Genomic DNA, 17,981 nt, shown 5'->3' with positions numbered 1-17,981 from the left:
TTTATTTTCTATGCACGGAATATTAGCATGCTTTATTTAAAACTGACTGCGCTTTAAACACTTTCAATAAAAAGCCTGCTAAATGGGTGCAGCGGGGAGCATTTTTTCATACAATAGGTGCACCTCGATATAGGTGCAAATAATGAGTAATACCACCCCTGATTTTCAAGCAGACGAATTTTTGTTAGACCACTACGTAGGCAAAACGCCTCTGGTGCGTTTGCAACGTCTAGCAAGTCACACTCAAGCAACAGTATTGGCTAAACTTGAAGGAAATAATCCTGCAGGTTCGGTAAAAGACCGTCCAGCGTATAACATGATTATGCAAGCTGAAAAACGTGGTCAAATCAAACCAGGCGATACGTTAATTGAAGCGACAAGCGGAAATACAGGGATTGCCTTGGCTATGGTTGCCGCGATGCGTGGCTACAAAATGAAACTCATTATGCCTGCAGGTTCAAGTCAGGAACGTAAAGATGCGATGCGTGCTTACGGTGCTGAACTGATTGAATCTTCGAGCATGGAAGAAGCGCGCGATATGGCGCAGCAAATGCAAAAAGACGGTCAAGGCCTGGTTCTCAATCAGTTTGGTAATCCAGACAATGTTGAAGCACATTACCTGACCACCGGTCCTGAAATCTGGCAGCAAACCGGCGGTAAAATTACCCATTTCGTCAGTTCCATGGGAACGACCGGCACAATTATGGGGATTTCCAAATACCTGAAAGAACAAAATCCGGATATTCAAATTGTGGGTTTACAACCTGCTGAAGGTTCAAATATTGCCGGTATTCGCCGTTGGCCACAAGAATATCTTCCCACCATTTTTGACCCGAAGCGGGTTGACCGCATTATGGATATTCCGCAAATTGAAGCGGAAAAAATGGCACGTCAACTGGCGCGCAAAGAAGGCATCAGTGCTGGCACTTCATCAGGCGGTGCGGTTTGGGCTTCAGTTCAATTGGCCCAAGAAAACCCGGGTGCGGTGATTGTATGTATCATCTGTGACCGTGGCGACCGTTATCTTTCTACCGGTTTATTCTCTGTAAAAGATCCTGAATAAATCTCAATTTTTGTGAGTTAAGATGCGCTTACCTGTTTTAATTTTCGATATAGAAACCTTGACCGATTTAAAATCGGGAGCGCATTTGTATGGTCTGGATTTGCCCGAAGCAGATCTGGAACAGGCGTTGATTAAATTGCGTCGTCAAGAATCCGGCATGGACTTTCAACGCATGGCCCTGCATGAAATTGTCTGTATTTCCGGTTTATGGTTTGATGAGCAAGGCGGCATGAAGATGTTCTCATTTAGCCGGGAACAGAACACTGAAGCGGAAATTTTGAAGAAATTTCTCTCGATTTTTGACAAGCGTCATCCGACTTTGGTTAGCTGGAATGGCTCGCAATTTGATTTGCCGGTGATTCTGTTTCGCGCCATGTATCATGGGTTATCTGCACCAAGTTTATTCGATCAGGGCGAAATTGATCAGCAAAAGCGCTATAATAACTACCAGAATCGTTATCACCATCGTCATGTCGATTTAATGGATGTGATTGCGATGTTTAATGGCCGCCAATTTCAAAAGCTGGATGATGTCGCCCATTTACTCGGTTATCCGGGTAAGCGTGGTGATGGCGCCTATCATGTGCCTGAATATGTACGTCAGCAAGAATGGCAAAAACTCACCAGTTATTGCGAAGGCGATGTCATCAATACCTGGCTGATTTACCTGCGTTGGTCATTATTAAAAGGTCAGCTTTTACTCAATGATTATCGTGAGGCAGTTCAGCGCACCATCCAATTTTTATCGACTCAACCGCAACATGCAGATTTTTTAGCCGTATGGCGTGAAACTTCACAACGTACTGAATTTACCGCTACAGACTTTTTATCTCCCACACTCTAGGTATTCATGAAACATAGAACTAAGCCACGTCCAGCTCAACAGCCGATTTACACTTTTCAGGTTGAGTCACTTTCACACGAAGGACGGGGGATAGCGCACTATGGAACACATCCTGATCATCCAAGTGAGAAGCAAGGTAAAAAAGTATTTATCAGTTATGCCTTGCCTGGCGAGACTGTTAAAGCGCAAATTACCAATGTGGTCAAACGTTTAGAAGAAGCGGACAGTATTGAGCTGTTAAGCGCACCTGCTGCAACACGTATTGAACCGAAATGTCCACATTTTACCGTGTGTGGCGGTTGTAATATGCAGCACATTCAGCAAGATGAACAAATTCGCTTAAAACAGGATGTTCTAAAATCGCATTTAGAACATTTTGCCGGAATTCAACCTGAACAATGGTTAGAACCATTACGTTCGCAACGTGAAGACTACCGTCGTAAAGCCCGGATTGGAGTACGCTATATTCCAGCTAAAGACAAACTGGTGGTGGGTTTCCGTGAACGTCAAAGTAATAAATTGATTTCTATCGACCGCTGTATGGTGCTTGATCGTGAATTTGGATCGATCTCTGCGTTGAAACAGTTACTCGAAAGTCTAAAAGCCAAAGCAGCCATTGGTCATATAGAATTGGCGATGGGTGATGAAGATATTGCACTGGTGGTGCGTCATACTGAAAAATTATCAGCAGATGATGTCAACCAATTAAAACAGTTTACGTTAAACAAGCAGTGGCAATTGTATTTACAACCAGCCGGTGCAGATAGTTTACACCGTGTCGATGATCCGACTGCTGCAATGCGATTGCATTATGCTGTGGATGAATTTGATGTAAAGTTTGGCTTTAATCCGCTGGATTTTACTCAAGTGAATTCAACGATTAATCCGCAAATGCTGAAGCTGGCATGTGATTTGCTTCAGTTGCAGCAAGGTGAACGCGTTCTAGATTTATTTTGTGGTCTAGGAAACTTTTCTTTACCTCTTGCTCGTTGTGTCGGTGAAACAGGGCAAGTGGTGGCTGTTGAAGGAAGTGAAGAAATGGTTCAACGTGGTGCAGAAAATGCTAAAAATAACGCGATGACTCACGTACATTTTTATTCACAAGACTTAACAAAAGATTTTTCGCATCATTCTTGGGCAAAACAGGGATTTGATGCATTATTGATTGACCCTCCGCGCTCCGGTGCAGAGGAAATAATGCATTATGTGCCCAAATTTGGTGCAAAAAGAATCGTTTATGTGTCATGTAATCCTGCAACATTGGCACGCGATGCTGGTGTGTTGGCGAAACATGGCTATCGATTAAAAAAGGCGGGGGTGATGGATATGTTTACCCATACGGGACATGTCGAATCTATTGCCTTATTCGAAAAAGACAAAGAAATAAACGATTTAGAATATGATAAGTAAAGAGGTAGGAGAAGGGTATGGTCACAGTACGTGAACAACTTCCTGGACGTCTCAATGAGCTGTCCGAGGAAGCGACTGTAGAGCATGCCGAACAAGCTCGACACGATTTGGCGGAATGGCTGGATCGGGTTCGTGGCATATTAGATGACGCAGCGCTTAAACAACTCGAAGAAGTTGCTCATCTAACTTTACATAAAGAGTTGCAAACTACGGTTAATCATCGCTCCAATACCTTCTATACCGGTATTGAGATGGCGGATATTTTGGCGCACTTACATGTGGATGAAGACACCTTGTCCGCTGCAATGCTGTACCGAAGTGTGCGTGAAGGCGTCATGACGCTTGAAGAAGTTCAAGAACATTTTGGCGAGCAAGTGCATAGTCTGGTCCAAGGGACCTTGGCGATGGGTAAGCTTTCTGAGCTGATTGAAAAGAACAAGCGTCTGGAAGACCATTTTAATAACAATCAAAGAGAACATTTAAGCGGCATTTATAAAATGCTGATTTCCGTGACCGAAGATGTACGTGTGGTCTTGATCAAGCTGGCAGAGCGTACTTATGCCTTGCGGGAATTGACCCAGGCATCACGCGAGCGTCAGGAACGGGTTGCACGAGAAATTTTGACCATTTACTCACCTTTGGCGCACCGTTTGGGGATTGCCCAGCTGAAGTGGGAACTTGAAGATTTAGCCTTTCGTTATTTAGCCCCAGAGCGCTATAAAGAAATTGCAACCTTACTGAATGAAAAACGTTTAGAGCGTGAGCAATATATTCAGTTTGTGATTGATAAACTGAAAAATGAACTGGCAAGCTATGATATCGAAGCAGATATTACCGGACGAGTGAAACACATTTATTCGATTTATCGAAAAATGAAAAGTAAAAGTCTCAGTTTCGATCAGCTTTATGACATTCGAGCGGTTCGGGTATTGGTCAAAAACGTCCCTGAGTGCTATCACTCCCTGGGGATTGTGCATCAGATCTGGCGTCATATTCCGCATCAATTTGATGATTACATTACCAATCCTAAAGCCAATGGTTATCGCTCGTTGCACACAGCGGTCATTGCAGAGAACAAGTCACTTGAAGTGCAAATCCGTACCAAAGATATGCATAACGAGGCAGAGCTTGGGGTATGTTCGCACTTCAATTATAAAGAAGGTGCAAAAAATACCGATCACTCTTTTAACCATCGTTTACATTCCTTGCGTGCAGTACTTGAGCATTATCAAGAACGTAATGATGCCAGCGCACATAAATCAGAGGATGATTCCGAGAGTTTTGAACAGGTTCAAGATTTCGAAGGTTTTGAAAAGATCTATGTGTTTAGCCGTGATGGGGACATTAAAGAGTTACCGCGCGGTTCAACCGTCTTGGATTTTGCCTATCATGTGCACACTGAGGTCGGGAACAAGTGTTATGCAGCACGAGTAAACCAGCGCTATGTACCTTTAACCTATACCTTGAAAACTGGTGAACAGGTTGAAATCTTAACCAAAAAAGATCGTGAGCCGAATCGTGACTGGTTGGTAAACTCGCTGGGTTATATCAAGACCTCGCGTGCACGCGACAAATTACGTCACTGGTTTAGACAGCAAGATCGCAGTAAAAACCTGGAAGTTGGCCGTGAAATTCTGAATAAAGAACTTGTACGTTTAGCGATTCACCCAAAAAGTATTGATTTAAGTGATTATTGCAATCACTTTAATGTCAAGTTGGGTGAAGATATTCTGATTGGTTTGGTCAATGGCGATATTAGTCTGCATGCCTTGATCAATCAGGTCAACCGCCATATGCACATCGGTCAAGATGAACCTGAATTGGTACTCAAGCCGACATTGAATCCACGTGCCAGTCATACTTTGTCTGCACATGGCATTTTAATTGACGGTTTGGACAACGTAGAACTGCATATTGCACAATGCTGTCAACCGGTTCATGGGGAATCAATTGGCGGATATATCACGCTGAATCGTGGCGTCAGTATTCACAAGGTGGTGTGTTCGGACTATATTCGGATGATTTCCCAAGAACCTGAACGTGCTGTTGAAGCGGACTGGGAAATGCAGCCTACCCGTGGTCAAAGCGTACAGATTGTGGTGGAAGCTTATGATCGCCGTGGTCTGTTAAAAGACTTAACCCAAGTGATCTTTTCCGATCAAATCAATATTCGTCAGGTAAATACCATTTCCGAATCGGATGGTATTGCCAATATGAAGTTACTGATTGAAGTAAAAGGTCTGGCACAATTATCACGTTTGTTGGCGCGTTTAGAGCAGCAACCGGGGATTATTAGCGCACGTCGCCTGGTGCAAGGCAGCTAATTCAAGCCTTTAAATTAGTACTAAGAAACCAGCAACTTATGTTGCTGGTTTTTTTATGCAGGTAAGAATGACTTTAGTAGTTAGACTTTAAATGTATAAATAAATCAATGAAATACATTTATGTTGTTGAAAGTATACAGGATATTTTTTTGTGTAATTTTTATCACAAATGCTATAATCCGGCGAATAAAATGGCCTCCGAGCTAAACAATTTTTAGGGTATGGAATAATTCGGCGATGATTCAAATAAATGTATCACAACTGTATAACAGTCGTGCCGATGAGACCGTGCCCGCCTTAGAACAGATTCCGGCCATGCAGCGTAGACGCTTATCCGGAATTGCAAAACTGGCTTTAAATAGTGCCATTCATTCGCTGAATTCCAAATCAGTGGATTATATTGTTTGGGCATCGGAATATGGCGATGAACATAAAACCCTGAAAATTCTGGCAGATGTGCTGCAAGATCAAACGCCATCACCGACCCAGTTTTCGACTTCCGTGCATAATGCCATTGCCGGGCTGTATTCGATTTTATGTCAGGATGCGACACCATCGACCAGTCTGGCAGCATCGTGGAGTGAAGCCTTGATTGAGGCCTATGCCTGGCTCAAAACCACAGCAAAACCCAATGCACGTGTTTTAGTGGTGTATTACGATGAAGCTTTGCCAGAAATTTATCAGGAATTTCAGCCCTTCAGTGGTTTTGCCATGTCGGCGGTAATCAGCCTTGAAACGCCAAATTTAAAATTGGATATCAACGCATTAACGCATCATCGCCATAAATATCTGGATGCGCAAAATTTTTATGATTTTTGGCAGCAATCTGAACAGGATCAGGAATACCCTCAGGTTCAGGCATGGCAAAAATGTTAAAACGCGATCAAATTAAACAAAAAGCCAATTATCTGTGGCGTGTGGGCGCAACCGGTTTTAGTTTTGCCAGTTTCGGCATGGGTGGGGTAATTATTGGTGGGCTGGTTGCGCCATTGGTCAATCTATCGACCCGCAATCCGGAGTTGCGTCAGCAGCGCACGCAAAAAGCGATTAAGCATAGTTTCAAGGGTTTTACCGAAATGATGGTCAAGCTTGGAATTATGACTTATGAGATTGAAGGTCTGGAAAAATTACAGCACAGCAGGCAGGAACTGGTCATTGCCAACCATCCAACTCTGGTTGATGTGGTGGTGCTGATTGGTCTGATGGAACAGGCTAACTGCGTGGTCAAACAGGCTTTGTGGTCAAATCCATTTACCCGAGGCCCTGTGCAAAGTGCCGGTTATATTTTAAATGCAGGCTCTAAACAGTTTATTCAGGACTGCGTTGCAAAATTAAAGACAGATCAGGCTGCATCTTTACTGATTTTTCCTGAAGGTACACGTACAGCAAAAGGCGAGCTGCTGAATGAGTTTCAGCGCGGCGCGGCCAATATTGCGATTCGTGCCAATGTGCCGATTCGTCCGGTGCTGATCACCTGTACACCTTCTACTTTAACCAAGAATGAAAAGTGGTATCACATTCCTTCACGGCCCTTTCATATTCACGTGAAGGTGCTGGATGCCATTCACCTTGATGAGCTTTTAGATGATGTCACAGTCAGTCCGAAAAATGTGCGTCATCTGAACCATCAATTACACCAGTTTTTTAACCAAGAGTTATCTGAAAAATGAGCAATCTTGCTGATGAATTAAAGCAAATGATTATCGATGTTCTGGCCCTTGAGGACATCAGCATAGATGATATTGAAACCGAAGCACCGCTATTTGGCGATGGTCTGGGTCTAGATTCCATTGATGCCTTGGAACTCGGGTTGGCGCTGAAAAAACGTTACAACATTCATTTGAATGCTGAATCGGCAGAAACCAAGCAGCATTTTAAATCAATTCAAAGTCTGGTGGCTTTGGTTGAAGCACAGCAAAAGGCATAAGAGGTTGTATGTTAACTCAGGATCAAGTACTTGAAAAATTAAGAGAATGGATGGAAGATCTGTTCGAGATTAGCCCTGAAGATGTTCAGCTGAATGCGAATTTAGCCAATGATCTGGATGTGGACAGTATTGATGCAATTGACCTTGTCGTGAAAATTAAAGAGCTGACAGGTAAACAAGTGAATCCTGAAGACTTTAAAAATGTCCGTACGGTTCAGGATGTAGTGACTGTTATTCAGAACATGTCTGCTGCATGAAACTGATCTTCAAAGGGATAGTGGCAATTGGGTTAATGCTCTATCCCTTTTTAGTGGGTTATAGTCTGGCGCATGGGCAATATATCTGGGTCAGCAGTTTGCTGATTGTACTGGGCATCTTGCGCCTGTTTAGCAAGGGCAATGCCTTGCTTTGGCCACTCACCGGATTTGCGATTTTATGTGGCAGCTTGAGCCTGATTTTAAGAGATCATGCCTGGTTGAAGCTGTATCCAGTGTTGATGAGTATCGGTGCATTGATTATCTTTGCCTCGACTTTAATTCGTCCACCTTCCATGATTGAGCGTTTTGCCCGCTTGGCAGAACCCAATTTACCTGAAGCCGGAGTGATCTGGACCCGTAAAGTCACCATGGTGTGGTGTAGTTTTTTTGTGCTGAATGCCCTGATTGCATTGGCGACCGTGTTGTTTGCTCCAATGCAGGTTTGGGTGCTGTATAACGGTTTTATTTCCTATGTGCTGATGGGGCTATTACTACTGGGCGAATTTATCTTGCGTAAGCGACAGCAGCGCTTAAATCAATTTCAGGAATAAAGATAGATTATTATGTTGTGTCATTTTCAGAGCCATCTTTATTCACTGAAACCACTGTGTATTCAGTCTGATTTAAGCCAGATCCATTTTCAGGATTTTTGGCAGGATGTGATACAGCAAAGTCATGCAATTGAGTCGCTTTCACAGGAGAGTTGGGCACTTTGGGAAGCTGACAGTTACCAATTTTTAGTACTGCTATTTGCGGCACTGTTGGCAAAAAAACAGGTGCTGTTGCCACCGAACCGGGTCAGTGATCTGGAAAAAGAACTGGCTACACAAAACATATTTTTCTTACAGCGTCAGCCTGTATCTACGACCCAAAACCAGAAGATTGAACTGAATCTGGATGATGCCTTTTTAAATCAGGCACAAATCTATTTTTACACTTCCGGTTCTACCGGTCAGCCGAAGAAAATCCCGCGTACTTTGCGTCAGTTATTGAATGAAGTGCAGGGCCTGGATGCCAGTTTTCAGTTGCCTGAACAGGCGATTGCGATTGCCACGGTCAGTCACCAGCATATTTATGGCTTGCTGTTTAAGTTGTTATGGCCACTGGCGAGCGGTCGCTGTTTTTATCAGGCACAGCTGGCTTTCCCGGAAGATGTCGCCGATATTCAAAAAAAAATAGCCGCTTTCAAGATAGAAAATTATGTGATTTCCAGTCCGGCATTGTTAAAACGCTGGACTCGGGATGTGCTGTTGCAAGACTGCTTAAGCGTATATTCATCCGGTGGGAAACTGGAATCTGGTGTGCGCCCATATCTGAACCGACCCGTTACTGAAGTCTTTGGCAGTTCGGAAACCGGTGGCATCGCGCATCGAAAGCAGGATGACGCTTTATGGATTCCATTTGCCAATGTCGATATTCAGGCAGCTGAGCAGCAGGAACTTCAGGTGAGAACCAATCATGCGTTTAGTGAAGACTGGATTTTTACTGGCGATAAAGTTGAAGTAATTGATGTTGAAAATCTAAAAAGTCCATTCCGTTTGTTAGGACGTTTGGACAGGATTGTCAAACTGGAAGAAAAACGCTTGAGTCTGGATGCGATTGAACAGAAAATTGTCGAGCTGGATGATATGGTGCAATGCCATGTGCTGATTCTGGAACGGGAACATCGTCAGATTTTAGCCTGCGTTGCGGTATTGTCGGAGCAGGCCAGACAACAACTGCAAAACATCAACAAAGCCCAATATGTTGCAGCCTTAAAAAACCAATTGAAAGCCAAATTGGAAAGCATCGCCATTCCAAGACAGTGGCGGTTTTTGACACAATTACCGCAAAATGCCCAATCTAAGCTGAATAAACAATACATGAAATCCTTATTTCAACCTATGTTATTGCCTATTGTATTGGAACAACAAAATGAGTCAGATCAGGCGCTATATCGTCTAGAGTTTTCTCCCGAACTGGAATGCTTTAAAGGGCATTTTCCAGATTATCCAATTTTCCCCGGTGTGGGACAGATTAGATTTATTCAGCATTTTTCCCGTCAAAGCTGGGCAGACCTTGAGTGGTGTAATGGTTTTGAACAGCTCAAGTTTCAAGATCTGATCCAGCCTTATATGGTGTTACAGCTGAAATTGTCGAGAAAATTGCATAAAGTGAGTTTTGTATTAAGTCATGCAGATCAGACACTGGCATCTGGACGTTTGTTGTTTAAAACACAAACTGAACAGGCTTAGAAGAGGATGTATATGCAGCATTGTTTTGTGATTCCAGTTTATAACCATCCGCATTATATTGAGGCCTTGGTTGCTCATTTGGATCAGTTTCAGATGCCCATTATTCTGGTGAATGATGGCAGTGATGCCGCGTGTACAGCACTTTTACATGACATTGCAGCACAACATCCATTGGTCGAGTTGGTTGAGCATAGCCATAATCAGGGCAAAGGGCAGGCTGTGATTACCGGTTTACGTCATGCCCATGCTCTGGGTTTTAGTCATGCCTTACAGCTCGATTCTGACGGTCAGCACGACTGGCAGGATGTGGCAAAATTTTTAGAAATATCTAAACAAAATCCGGAAGCGATGGTGATTGGTCAGCCTATATTCGATGAATCGGTTCCTAAAAAACGCTTATATGGTCGTTATGCCACCCATATTTGGGTATGGATTAACAGCTTGTCTTTTGACATTAAAGACAGCATGTGTGGCTTCCGCGTTTATCCGCTTGCCAGTACGATTCAGGTACTGGATTCAGCAAAATTTCAGCCGCGTATGGGCTTTGATAGTGAAATTCTGGTGCGTTTGAAATGGGCAGATGTGCCTTTTATTAATGTACCAACCAAAGTGGTTTACCCTGAAAATGGAATTTCGCATTTCAATCTATGGCGTGACAATCTGGGCATGAGTCAGGCACATCTGCGTTTATTTGGCGGAATGCTGATTCGCTTGCCTCACTTGTTATCACAGAAAGTGAAAGGTTGATTCTGTGACTGAAGTGAACCCAATGAAATGGAATGACATCAAAGAACGGGGTGGGATGTTTTCACTGACTTTGATGTTAGCTTTCTATCGTCTCGGTGGTCGCTGGCTTTGTCGGATATTAATGTATTTTATCATTCTGTGGTTCTGGATTTTTTCAGGCACTGCACGTCAGGCTTCACAACTCTATTTAACCAAGTTGCATCATTTTGCAGGACTGAATTCCCCGTTTAAAAGCTCACCGGGTTTAAGTCATAGCTATATGCATTTAATGCAATTTGGCGAATGTATTCTGGATAAAATTGAAGGCTGGCTCGGTAAAATTCCGGAACAGCAACTGATTTTACAGGGCCATGAACATTTGCGTGACCATTATCAAAAGGGTGCGGTGATCGTGGTGTCGCATTTTGGCAATATTGAATTGCTGCGGGCGATTAAGTCGGAACATCCACAAAAAATTAATGTCTTGGTCTATCAAAAGCATGCCACCAAATTTAACCAGTTTCTAAAAAAGCTCAATGATCAAGCCGATGTCAATCTGGTTTCGGTGGATGAATTAGGTATTGAAACCGCGCTGATCCTGCAAGAAAAACTTGATCAGGGTGAATGGGTGATTGTTGCAGCAGATCGCGTACCCGTTCAATCAGATCGGGTACAGCCGATTTCATTTTTGGGTGAAGAGGCGAACTGGCCACAAGGAGCATGGATTTTAGCGAGCTTGCTGAAAGTGCCGGTACTTGCAGTGTTTTGTTATCGCGTTGCAAATAATTTTGAAGTACATATTCACGCGATTGCCGAGCAACTAAATTTCCCTCGAAAAAACCGCATACAAGTCATTCAAAATACCACACGCCAATATGTCAGCCTACTTGAGCAGCATTGTATTCGTGCGCCATATCAATGGTTTAATTTCTATAATTTCTGGAACAAAGATTAATGCAAGTGTTAGTTGTTGGGGAAACACCACTCTCGATTGAAGATGTGGTTGCGGTTGCACGTCAGGAAAAATCAGTGGCTTTGCCCGCATCTACCGCATGGCGTGATTTAATTCAACGCGGTGCAGATTTTCTGGATCAACTGTTACAAGATGAAGGCGTGATTTATGGCGTGACCACAGGCTATGGAGATTCCTGTCTGGTGGAAATTCCAGCCCATCAAGTCAATGAACTGCCTTTGCATTTATCCCGTTTTCATGGCTGTGGCTTAGGGCAGAATCTGGATTTAATCACGGCGCGTGCTGTAGTGGTGACGCGTTTATGTTCTCTGGCACGTGGCTATTCAGGTGTTTCGCATGCTTTGCTGGAACGTTTAGTGTGGATGCTGAATGAAAATGTCATCCCGGTAATTCCTTCGGAAGGTTCAGTCGGGGCGAGTGGTGATTTAACTCCGTTATCCTATATTGCTGGTGCTTTGGTTGGTGAACGTGATGTTTACTATCATGGACAAATTGTTCCAGTCAGTACGGTCTATGCTGAAAAAGGCATGCAGCCCTTAGTGTTACGTCCGAAAGAAGGACTGGCACTGATGAATGGCACAGCGGTGATGACTGCGATTGCCTGTCTGAACTATAAAAAAGCCGAACAGATCAGTTTGGCCAGTACCTGTATTACAGCCCTAAATGTATTGGCTCTGGAAGGTAATCCGAGTCATTTTGATGAAGTGCTGTTTGCACAGAAACCCCATCCGGGTCAGCAAAATATTGCCGCGCAATTGCGTGATTGGCTGAACAGTGAAGTGCAAACTGAACATCAAAGTTCACGCTTACAAGACCGTTATTCCTTACGCTGTGCGCCACATATTATTGGCGTATTTGAAGATTCTAAACCTTGGTTGCGCCAGTTTATTGAAAATGAACTGAATTCAAGTAATGACAATCCGCTGATTGATCCGGTCAATTTACGCGTGTTGCACGGTGGTCATTTCTATGGCGGACATATTGCTCAAGCCATGGACAGCCTAAAAATCATGATCGCGAATATTGCCGATTTAATGGATCGCCAATTTGCGCAATTGGTCGACTATAAAATGAATAATGGTTTGCCACGTAATCTGACCGGGGCAACAGCAGAACGTTTACCGCTGAATCATGGCTTTAAAGCCGTACAAATTGGTGTGTCGGCATGGACGGCAGAAGCCTTGAAACAAACCTTATCGGCTTCAATTTTTTCCCGTTCGACCGAATGTCATAATCAAGACAAGGTCAGTATGGGCACCATTGCTGCACGTGATGCTAGTCGTGTGATTATACTCACTGAACAGGTGATTGCAGCACTATGCTGTGCCAGTGTCCAAGCCATCCATTTAAAAGATTTAGATGAAAAATTAGCTGAAGTATTAGCTGCATTTAAAGCTTGGGTGTTGCAAACATTTGACTACGTGGTGGAAGATCGACCATTACAACACGAATTGCAGCAGCTGGTGGATCGTTTCGAAAATCTAGAATTATTAAGCAGTGAACTTGTTCGCTAAACATTTCAGGAAACAGATTATGCATGCCGATGTGATGATTGAAGTGCCATTTCATGATGTGGATGCTATGGACGTGGTGTGGCATGGGCATTATCTAAAATATTTTGAAATTGCACGCTGTAAGTTGCTGGATCAATTTCAATATAATTATATCCAGATGCGTGACTCTGGCTATGCATGGCCTGTGATTGAAAGCCACGTGCGCTATGCACATGGCATCTTGTTTGAACAGAAAATTCGGGTGCGTGCCATTTTAAAAGAATGGGAAAACCGCCTGAAAATTGAGTATCAAATTTTTGATGCGGAAACTGGAAAAAGACTCACCAAAGGCTATACCACTCAAGTGGCGGTACATATTGAAAGCCGTGAAATGTGTTTCCAGTCACCGCAAATTTTATTGGAGCGTTTAAACGCTTGGTCTGAGTTTAAGTCGGAGTAAAGCAGATGACATCGATCAATCTACAACGTGCAGTATGGCTGTTTTTAGCGAGTATGCTGTGTATCACATTTATGTTGCCGCAGCCTGTACATGCACAAAACCCGCAGCTCAGACAAATTTTTGGACAGCTCTCCGAAACTCCAACGGTACGTGCCAATTTTGAACAGCAAAAAAAACTGGCTTCAATGAATAAAACCTTTGTCTCTAAAGGCACGGTTTCATTTTCCAAATCGCAAGGGGTGATCTGGAAAATTCAAAATCCAGTCAAAGCCGACCTGATTGTGACCCCGCGTAAATTGGTGCAAAAAACTCAGCGTACGCATAGTCAGATTGAAATTGATAAATCACCTTATGGTTCGGTTGCAACCATGTTCTTGCAGCTGATGTCGGGAAATGAAGCTGCGATATCCAAAAACTTCAATATTGTTTCCGCAAGTTATACGCCAGCGCAATGGAGTGTGGCTTTAACGCCGAAAAGCAGATTGTTTAAAAAGTTATTTGTACGTGTGGATGCTCAAGGGCAGCGTTATGTCGATCGTATCGTGATTCGTGAGAAAGCCAACAACAGTACAACGATTCGCTTTAGTAAACAAACCACTCAACCCCAAACTTTAACGGCTGAGGAAAATGCGCTTTTCCAACTGGCAAAATAAATTTACCGTACTGTGGCTGATTGTGCTCAGCGTGATCGCCATCGCGCTGGGTACGGCTTGGCTGAAAAAAGATATTCACATTCAAACCAATATTTTTGCCTTATTGCCTGAAGCGAACCAAGACCCAAGGCTGGAACGGGCGCAGCAATATGTCAGTCAGCAATTGAATGACAAAGTCTTTGTGGTGCTGAATGCCAAAGATGATGCAGCCTTGACCCAAGCCACCAACAGCTTTAAACAAAGCGTGGCACAAAGTGATTTATGGCAGCCCTTAAATGCACAGCTAGACAGTGACAAGTTTGCGCAGGTGCTCTATCAGCATCGCGCTGGCTTGCTGACTGTTGATGATCAAAAACTGCTGCAACAACAGGATTATGCCTCCCTAACAGACCAAGGTTTATTGCAAATCATGAGTCCGGGGATGCCTGTGACGGCAGAGCTGTTGCAACAAGATCCGCTGCTGTTGTTCCCGCGTTATGCCATGGGCTTATCCAGTTTACAGAGCAATCCTGATATTGCGTTGGAAGACGGCTTTGCCACCATTCGAGATGATCAAGGGATTTCACGTTTATTGGTTTTAGAGCTAAAAAACAGTCCTTACAATATTGATTATCAGCAAAAAACCGCCATCTGGATTGAGCAGTTCAATGCAAAGCTAAAACAGATGCAGGTGCAGCCGCATTGGACAGGCACATTGCTGTTTGCCCAATTTGGTACGACTTCTGCTGAAAAAGAAATTTCCACCATTGGCTTAGGTTCGACCTTGGGGATTTTCCTTTTGGTGCTGTTTGGCTTCCGCTCGGTTCGTCCGATGCTGACTGAAATGATTGCCGTAGGGACCGGATGTCTGGTGGCATTTGCTATCACCCATTGGGTGTTTGGTGAAATTCACCTGATGACTTTGGTGTTTGGTGCCAGTCTGGTCGGGGTCTGTGTCGATTTTTCGTTTTACTTTATGGCGATGCAATCACAGCATCGACATCTCAACGGTTTTGCCGTATTAAAACCACTGTTGCCGAGCCTGTTTATGGGCTTGATGACTACATTGGTGGCCTATATTTTCCTCAGTTTCACCCCATTTCCCGGCTTTAAACAGATTGCAGTCTTTTCAATGGTTGGTCTGGCTGCAGCATGGATCACCAGCGTTTTATTATTGCCACGCTTACCGGCCTTAAATGCCGAACCGGCTATTCGCAGCTTAAGTTTTATTGGCAAAGCACGCAGCTTTGTACAAGCCAAAAATGGTTTGCGTTATGGCTTGATTGCGGTAATCGCAGTGGTCGCGGGCGGCAGCTTAATGTTGCTGCAAAGCAATGATGATATCCGTAATTTACAAAGTATGGATCAGAAGCTGAAGCAGGAAGATCAGTACGTACGTGAACGCTTTATGCAGCAGCAAAGCAGTGAATATTTTGTGGTACATGGCAATACGGCGCAGGAGCTTGAACAAAATGAACAGCAACTGCTGCAAAAATTGCAAGTGTTACAAAATGACGGGGCTTTAGAGACTGTTCAGGCTGTAGGACAATGGTTGCCATCTTTAGCGCAACAACAGCACAATATTCAGTTATTACAAGGCATTCCTGCCAGTGCCTTACAGGATTATGCTGCGGCTTTACAGCTCAATTCGGCCGATGTATTGGCTTGGCAAAAAAAACTCGACGAGCAGTCTTTACTCAGTCCTGCTGAAATGTCACAACATCCCTTGGCCTTTTTACAAATGAGCCCAACCGAGCGTCTGGTGCTGTTGCAAAATGTCCATGATGTTGCCGCTTTAGAACAACTGAATAGTCCGCAGGTACAACTGTTACGCCCGGTGAACCAGTTGTCTGAACTGTTTCAGCAGCACCGTATTCAGGCGCAGTGGTTATTGCTTTCAGCTTTAATTACCTTAGCCATTGGCTTGGGCATTATTTATGGCATCAAGTCAGTTTTGCCTTTGGTGCTGCCGGTAAGTCTGGCGTTGATGACCACCTTTGCCATTCAGGCCTGGCTGGGTGTTGAAATCAATCTGTTCAGCATTATGGGCACTTTCCTGATTATCGGAATTGGGGTGGACTATGCCATTTTCTACCGGCATGGACATGACCATCCGCAAGTGGTGGGCATGGCCTTATTCCTTTGTATGATGTCGACCTTGCTGGGTTTCGGGTTATTATCCTTTAGCCACACCTACGCGATTCACTGCTTTGGCTTGACGGTTTTATTTGGGGTGATTTTTTCATTTATTTACGCAACATTGTTTACATCTTCCGATGCCAAGCATGTTGTGCTTCAACAATATCAGTCAAAGAACTGAGAGATTAAGGTACAGTGCAATGAGCAGCATGCAACACACAGATGTATTGATTATCGGCGCGGGACCATCAGGCAGTTCGGCAGCAGCATTGCTGCGCCAAAAGGGCTATCAAGTTACGATTATTGAAAAACAATATTTCCCGCGCTTTTCAATTGGTGAGTCGCTGTTGCCACAATCCATGGTTTTCTTGGAAGAAGCAGGGCTGCTGGATACGGTACGTGAGCATGTTGGCGAGTTTGCCTTTCAGTTTAAAAATGGCGCGGCATTCCTAAGAGGCAAGCAGCGCAGTTTTTATGACTTTACCCAGAAGTTTAGCGAAGGTCCGGGCACTACCTGGCAGGTTCGCCGTGCCAACTTTGACCATTTACTGGCGCAACAAGCTGAAAAACAGGGCGCAGAAATTCGCTTTGGTCATGAAGTTATTGATGTTGATGTTGCGCCGGAACATCCGGTGTTGACGGTAAAAGATGAGCAGCAAAATGTTTATCAAATTCAGGCTAAATTTTTACTCGATGCCAGTGGTTTTGGCCGGATCTTGCCGAAGTTTCTAGATCTGGAAAGTCCATCCAACTTTCCGGTACGTCGTGCCGTGTTTAGCCATATTGAAGATGGCATTTTAGATGATCCCGATTTTGACCGCGAAAAAGTCCTGATTACCGTGCACGCTAAAGATCATCGTGCCTGGTACTGGGTGATTCCATTTGCGGATGGCCGTTCATCTTTTGGTGTGGTCGCAGAGCAAGATTTCTTTGCACAATATGGTTTTGATGGCAGTGCTGATCATGATCTGGAAGCCTTGTTTAAACGGATTCTGGCCGATGATGAAAGCCTGTCGCAGGTATTGCGCAATGCCAAATTTGATACGCCAGTCCGAACTTTAGTGGGCTATTCTGCCAATGTGAAACATTTGGCGGACCGTAATTATGCGCTCTTGGGCAATGCCGGTGAATTCCTCGACCCGGTATTTTCATCAGGTGTAACCATTGCCTTGAAATCTTCAAGCCTCGCGATTCCTCTAGTCGATCAAGTGCTGCAAGGGCAACAGGTCAACTGGATGGAGCAATACGAGAAACCGTTACGTGCTGGGATTCAGGTGTTCCGTGCTTATGTTGAATCGTGGTACGACGGTGAATTTCAGGATGTAGTGTTCTCGAAAAATCAGGATGAAAAAATTCGCAGTATGGTGTCATCACTGCTGGCCGGTTATGCGTGGGATACCACGAATCCGATTCATAAGAATGCCAAAAAGCGCTTAAGCACTTTGGCGGAATATTGCCGCGATCCACAGCAAACTGAAACCCTAAGCAATGGTGGCTAA

The 17,981-nt window shown here is 44.0% G+C and carries 16 protein-coding genes and 1 pseudogene; all 17 read left to right on the top strand.

From position 1 onward, the window contains the following. Nucleotides 1–142 precede the first annotated feature (142 nt). The 17 genes and pseudogenes from cysM (at nucleotide 143) to E0H81_RS05065 (ending at nucleotide 17,981) form a co-directional block, all read left to right on the top strand. Complete coding sequence (gene cysM / locus E0H81_RS05145) at nucleotides 143–1,063, top strand: cysteine synthase CysM (protein ID WP_131317087.1); 921 nt, start codon at nucleotides 143–145, stop codon at nucleotides 1,061–1,063. 22 nt (nucleotides 1,064–1,085) lie between these two features. Then, on the top strand, nucleotides 1,086–1,907 hold the full coding sequence (locus E0H81_RS05140) for a 3'-5' exonuclease (RefSeq protein WP_131317085.1): 822 nt from the start codon (nucleotides 1,086–1,088) through the stop codon (nucleotides 1,905–1,907). 6 nt (nucleotides 1,908–1,913) lie between these two features. Beyond that, entirely contained in the window at nucleotides 1,914–3,317 is a 1,404-nt protein-coding gene (gene rlmD, locus E0H81_RS05135) for a 23S rRNA (uracil(1939)-C(5))-methyltransferase RlmD (protein WP_131317083.1), read from the top strand. 17 nt (nucleotides 3,318–3,334) lie between these two features. Continuing rightward, nucleotides 3,335–5,641, top strand: coding sequence for a RelA/SpoT family protein (locus E0H81_RS05130; protein WP_131317081.1), 2,307 nt, complete (start codon nucleotides 3,335–3,337; stop codon nucleotides 5,639–5,641). A 237-nt stretch (nucleotides 5,642–5,878) separates the two neighbouring features. Further along, nucleotides 5,879–6,517 (top strand): beta-ketoacyl synthase chain length factor, encoded by a 639-nt coding sequence (locus E0H81_RS05125; RefSeq protein ID WP_131317079.1) that lies wholly within the window; start codon nucleotides 5,879–5,881, stop codon nucleotides 6,515–6,517. Further along, nucleotides 6,511–7,324 (top strand): annotated as a pseudogene (locus tag E0H81_RS05120) (lysophospholipid acyltransferase family protein). Before E0H81_RS05125 ends, E0H81_RS05120 begins: the two are co-directional and overlap by 7 nt. Next, nucleotides 7,308–7,568 (top strand): phosphopantetheine-binding protein, encoded by a 261-nt coding sequence (locus tag E0H81_RS05115; protein ID WP_067722984.1) that lies wholly within the window; start codon nucleotides 7,308–7,310, stop codon nucleotides 7,566–7,568. The pseudogene E0H81_RS05120 and the gene E0H81_RS05115 overlap by 17 nt, the downstream one beginning before the upstream one ends. Nucleotides 7,569–7,576: 8 nt before the next feature. After that, nucleotides 7,577–7,825 carry an acyl carrier protein gene (locus E0H81_RS05110; RefSeq protein ID WP_131268193.1) on the top strand — a complete coding sequence of 83 codons (249 nt, stop codon included), beginning with the start codon at nucleotides 7,577–7,579 and terminating at the stop codon, nucleotides 7,823–7,825. Then, entirely contained in the window at nucleotides 7,822–8,376 is a 555-nt protein-coding gene (locus E0H81_RS05105) for a COG4648 family protein (RefSeq protein WP_131317078.1), read from the top strand. The genes E0H81_RS05110 and E0H81_RS05105 overlap by 4 nt, the downstream gene beginning before the upstream one ends. 12 nt (nucleotides 8,377–8,388) lie before the next feature. Further along, on the top strand, nucleotides 8,389–10,059 hold the full coding sequence (locus E0H81_RS05100; protein ID WP_131317076.1) for an ApeI family dehydratase: 1,671 nt from the start codon (nucleotides 8,389–8,391) through the stop codon (nucleotides 10,057–10,059). Between the two features lie 12 nt (nucleotides 10,060–10,071). After that, the gene (locus E0H81_RS05095) at nucleotides 10,072–10,806 is read left to right on the top strand and encodes a glycosyltransferase family 2 protein (RefSeq protein WP_131317074.1); all 735 of its coding nucleotides are present in this window, start codon (nucleotides 10,072–10,074) and stop codon (nucleotides 10,804–10,806) included. Nucleotides 10,807–10,828: 22 nt separating this feature from the next. Next, the gene (locus E0H81_RS05090; RefSeq protein WP_131317136.1) at nucleotides 10,829–11,740 is read left to right on the top strand and encodes a lysophospholipid acyltransferase family protein; all 912 of its coding nucleotides are present in this window, start codon (nucleotides 10,829–10,831) and stop codon (nucleotides 11,738–11,740) included. Continuing rightward, a complete protein-coding gene (locus tag E0H81_RS05085; protein WP_131317072.1) occupies nucleotides 11,740–13,272 on the top strand; it encodes an HAL/PAL/TAL family ammonia-lyase in 1,533 nt (510 codons plus the stop codon). Before E0H81_RS05090 ends, E0H81_RS05085 begins: the two co-directional genes overlap by 1 nt. 19 nt (nucleotides 13,273–13,291) lie before the next feature. Next, nucleotides 13,292–13,711, top strand: a complete 420-nt coding sequence (locus E0H81_RS05080; protein WP_131317070.1) for an acyl-CoA thioesterase — start codon at nucleotides 13,292–13,294, stop codon at nucleotides 13,709–13,711. 53 nt (nucleotides 13,712–13,764) lie between these two features. Beyond that, a complete protein-coding gene (locus tag E0H81_RS05075) occupies nucleotides 13,765–14,364 on the top strand; it encodes a LolA family protein (RefSeq protein ID WP_235942448.1) in 600 nt (199 codons plus the stop codon). After that, nucleotides 14,339–16,663, top strand: coding sequence for an MMPL family transporter (locus tag E0H81_RS05070; RefSeq protein WP_131317066.1), 2,325 nt, complete (start codon nucleotides 14,339–14,341; stop codon nucleotides 16,661–16,663). The genes E0H81_RS05075 and E0H81_RS05070 overlap by 26 nt, the downstream gene beginning before the upstream one ends. A 19-nt stretch (nucleotides 16,664–16,682) precedes the next feature. Next, complete coding sequence (locus E0H81_RS05065; protein ID WP_131317064.1) at nucleotides 16,683–17,981, top strand: NAD(P)/FAD-dependent oxidoreductase; 1,299 nt, start codon at nucleotides 16,683–16,685, stop codon at nucleotides 17,979–17,981.

Source organism: Acinetobacter terrestris, assembly GCF_004331155.1.
Lineage (GTDB): Bacteria > Pseudomonadota > Gammaproteobacteria > Pseudomonadales > Moraxellaceae > Acinetobacter > Acinetobacter terrestris.
The sequence above is the reverse complement of the archived record's forward strand: the minus strand, read 5'-3'. Positions and strand labels throughout refer to the sequence as shown.